The sequence below is a fragment of the Methanospirillum sp. genome (genome assembly GCF_028679455.1).
Taxonomy (GTDB): domain Archaea; phylum Halobacteriota; class Methanomicrobia; order Methanomicrobiales; family Methanospirillaceae; genus Methanospirillum.
In genome coordinates, this window is the sequence record NZ_JAJRBM010000235.1 from 1 (window position 1) to 4,518 (window position 4,518).

At 50.1% G+C, this 4,518-nt stretch carries 1 protein-coding gene; it reads left to right on the forward strand.

The features are described from left to right. Window positions 1-4,416, forward strand: a 4,416-nt coding sequence (locus LUQ50_RS07735; RefSeq protein ID WP_300038703.1) for a glucoamylase family protein, incomplete at its 5' end; no start/stop codon positions are given. Window positions 4,417-4,518 lie beyond the last annotated feature (102 nt).

A 4,518-nucleotide genomic window follows, 5' to 3' on the forward strand; every position in this document is an offset into this window, starting at 1 on the left:
GGCAGGCAGAGGAATGTTCCCTGGGGGATTTCAGAATCTGGCTATAATATCATTGACGCAACCCAGAACTACCAGTACCGGGCATTCGGAGTACCGGGTCTTGGTTTTAAGCGTGGTCTTTCTGAAGATCTGGTCATCGCTCCCTATGCTGCAGTGATGGGTCTGATGGTTCATCCGTCTTTGACCTATATGAATCTTAAGGAGATGGAGTCACTCGGATATTCAGGGGCATACGGTTTTTATGAAGCGATTGATTTTACCCCTTCACGAATTCCTCCAGGCCAGAATCACTCTATCGTGAGATCATTCATGGTACATCACCAGGGAATGGCTCTCCTTTCGCTCGCCTATATCCTTCTTAATCGTCCCATGCAAAGGCGATTCGAAGCTGATCCCTCCCTTAAGGCAACGCTTATGCTCCTTCAGGAGAAGATGCCCCGGATTACTCCATTCTATCCACATACCGGTGATGTGCAGGGTGTTCATAAGAAGAATGGTGATGCCGAATCGCTGATGCGTATCTTTCAGACCGCACATACACCACGGCCGGAGGTACACCTTCTCTCGAACGGGCATTACCATGTGATGGTAAATAATAGCGGATCAGGATATAGCAGGTGGAACGATATTGCGGTAACCAGGTGGCGGGAAGATCCAACCGCAGACACCTCGGGAACCTTCTGTTATATCAGGGATCTCGCGAGTGGAGAGTTCTGGTCGAATGGGTATCAGCCCACAAAAAAGAATCCTGAAACCTTTCAAACGATATTTAAACAGGCACGTACTGAATTCAGAAGACGGGACCGGGAGTTTGATACCCGCACCGAAATCATCGTTTCTCCTGAAGATGACGTGGAACTTCGAAGAATACGTGTAACCAACCGGTCATGGAAACGAAGGACCCTGGAATTTACCAGTTATGCCGAGGTGGTCCTGGCTCCCCAGACCTCAGATGAATCACATCCGGCCTTCAGTAACCTTTTTGTTCAGACAGAAATTCTTCAGGAGAAGAATGCAATCATAGCCACAAGAAGACCACGATCAGAGGATGAAAAGCCACCATGGATGCTTCATCTCATGACTGTTCATGGCACGGTGGTGCGAAAGACCTCATACGAAACAGTCAGATCAAATTTTATCGGAAGGACGAATTCCCTATCAAATCCTGCCGCTATGACTGATTCATCAGTCCTTTCAAACTCAGCAGGTTCTGTACTTGATCCGGTGGTTGCAATCAGATGCACCATCATACTGGATCCCCAGGAGACTGCAGGGGTGAATATTTTTACCGGGGTCAGTGAGAGCCGGGATAAATCGGTTGCCCTTGTTGACAAGTATTACGATAGTTACATCGCGGATCGCGTATCCGAGCTTGCCTGGACTCATGCACAGGTTGTACTCAAACAATTGAATGCTACAGAACGGGATGCCCGGTTATTCGGGAGTCTTGCCTCATCGGTTATCTATGCTCATCCCTCGCGTAGGGCGAGCCAGAAGATACTGGAAAAGAACTCCCGTGGCCAGTCTGGTCTGTGGGGGTATGGAATCTCAGGAGACATACCCCTCGTACTGGTGAGGGTTCAACACCTGAGCGGGATTGGTCTGATAAAAGAGATGGTTCAGGCCCATGCGTACTGGCGAATAAAGGGTTTGATGGTTGATCTGGTGATCTGGAATGAGGAACAGTCAGGATACAGGCAGGAACTGCATGATGAGATCATGCGTCAGATTCCCCAGGGTTCTGATCATCCTCTGGTAAATCAGAAAGGTGGCATCTTTATCCGACGTCTGGAGCAGATGTCAGATGAGGATCGTATCCTGATTCAGACCGTAGCACGGGCGATAATTTCTGACCGGAGGGGCAGTCTTGCGATGCAGCTCGAACGGCCTGGCTGGATTGAGACTCCTGTACCTGAACTCATCCCTGCCAGGACTCCGATTCATGAGAATAATCCGGGGATCAGTATTTCCGGTGAAGACCTCCTCTATTTCAACGGAACCGGAGGGTTTTCACCTGATGGAAAGGAGTATATCATCTTCACCGGGAAAGGGAAAGTAACTCCGGCTCCCTGGGTAAATGTCCTGGCAAATGAGAATTTTGGGACCGTGGTATCAGAGAGTGGGAGTGCCTATACCTGGAGTGAGAATGCCCATGAGTTCAGACTTACTCCCTGGACAAACGATCCGGTCTCTGATCTCTCTGGTGAGGCCATGTACATCAGGGATGAAGAGACCGGCATATTCTGGTCTCCTACTCCCTTACCGGTCAGAGGATCTAACAATTACAAAACCAGGCATGGATTTGGCTATTCAGTCTTTGAATACTCAGGAAACGGGATTCATACCACCCTGACTGTCTCAGTATCGCTTGATAATCCTGTCAAAATCCTCTCCCTTCGGGTAAAGAATCAGTCCGGACAAACCCGTATCCTCTCCGTAACCTGCTATGTTGAATGGGTTTTAGGAGAACTCAGGTCCCGATCACTGCCCTACATGATATCAGAGATTGATCCGGTTACCGGAGCGATCTTTGCTAAAAATCCATATAATTCTGAATTTCCGGGAAGGGTTGCCTTTCTTGACTCAAATGTCCCGGGCAGAACCATTACCGGCGATCGGTATGAATTCATCGGACGCAACCGTTCGATGGAAAAACCTGCAGCAATGGAACAGGAACGGCTCTCCAATAAAGTAGGAGCAGGTCTTGACCCGTGTGCAGCTCTCCAGGTCTTATGTGAACTTACTGACGGTGAGGAACGTGAAATCATCTTTACCCTTGGAATCGGTCGTGATGGGGAGGATGCACGAAGTCTCGTTCTCCGCAGTCGCGGAGTTGGAGCAGCACGTGCGTCACTGAAAGCGGTTAACGAGTACTGGGCATCAACACTCGGAGCAGTGAATATCACAACCCCTGATCCCTCCGTGGATCTGTTCGTCAACGGATGGCTCCTCTACCAGACGATTGTCTCCCGTCTCTGGGCACGATCCGGGTTTTACCAGTCTGGAGGAGCGTTTGGATTCCGGGATCAACTGCAGGACGTGATGGCCCTTATCCATACAAAACCAGAACTCGCAAGAAAACAGATCCTCCTCTGTGCCGGGCGTCAGTTTTCAGAAGGTGATGTACAGCACTGGTGGCATCCGCCTGTCGGTCGTGGAGTGAGGACCCGCTGTTCTGATGATTATCTATGGCTTCCGTACGCAACCTGCAGGTATGTAACTGGTACCCGGGATTTTGAGATTCTTGATGAGGTGGCTCCTTTTCTTGAAGGAAGAAAGGTACTCCCTGACGAGGACTCATATTTTGATCTTCCCGGAATCTCCGGATCAGCAGATACGCTCTATGAACACGGTGTCCGGGCTATCCGGTCTGGTCTCAAGGTTGGTACTCATGGTCTTCCGCTGATGGGAACCGGAGACTGGAACGATGGGATGAATCTTGTCGGGGCAGGAGGACAGGGAGAGAGTGTGTGGCTCGGATTTTTCCTCTATGATCTGCTTACACGGTTTGGCGAGATCTCTCTGCTTCACAACGATCCTGAATTTGCAGAGTACTGCCGGGTGCAAGCGAAACTGATGAGGGAGAGTCTTGAGAAGTTCGGGTGGGACGGGGAATGGTACCGCCGTGCCTACTTCGACTCAGGCGAACCACTCGGATCTTCCCTCAACCAGGAATGCAGGATAGATTCTATCTCCCAGAGCTGGGCTGTCCTCTCCGGTGCCGGATCAAAAGAGAGGGCTATCTCTGCAATGAAGGCGGTAGGCACCCATCTCATCAGGTATGATGAGGGGCTGGTTTCTCTCTTCACCCCTCCGTTTGATTCATCGCTCATGAATCCCGGGTATATAAAAGGATATGTGCCCGGAGTCCGCGAAAACGGCGGGCATTACTCCCATGCAGCCATCTGGGTAGCCATGGCTTTTGCTGCACTTAAGGATCACGAGCAGGCCTGGAGACTGGTATCTATTATCAGCCCGATCAATCATGGTAAAACTCACCCGGATGTTCTCACATACCGGGTGGAACCGTATGTTATTGCCTCTGATATCTATACTGCTCCTCCCTATTCCGGACGTGGAGGCTGGACATGGTATTCGGGTTCTGCAGGCTGGATGTACAGGCTGATTCTTGAATCCCTGCTCGGGCTTGAGATTCATGGGGATTGTATGAGGTTCAATCCCTGTATCCCGGAGACCTGGAGATCGTACCTGATTGATCTGCGGTACCACTCTTCGAGGTATCATATCTCGGTAATAAAACCAGGTCCGGGATCGGCAGTCAGATCGGTGAGCGTTGAGGGGTGTATCCAGCCTGACAGAACGGTACATCTCGTCGATGATGAGGGAGAGCACCAGGTTGTGGTAGAACTTGAAGGATACGATATCCCTACAACAGTGAATGAAACACGGGGGTAGTATGTTCGGTAACTAATCAGCCGTTTTCAACGCTTTCTACCCCCATACAATCCTAAACTCTTCAATATCTCTTCTTTAGGAGAGATCTCTCATTATACCCGA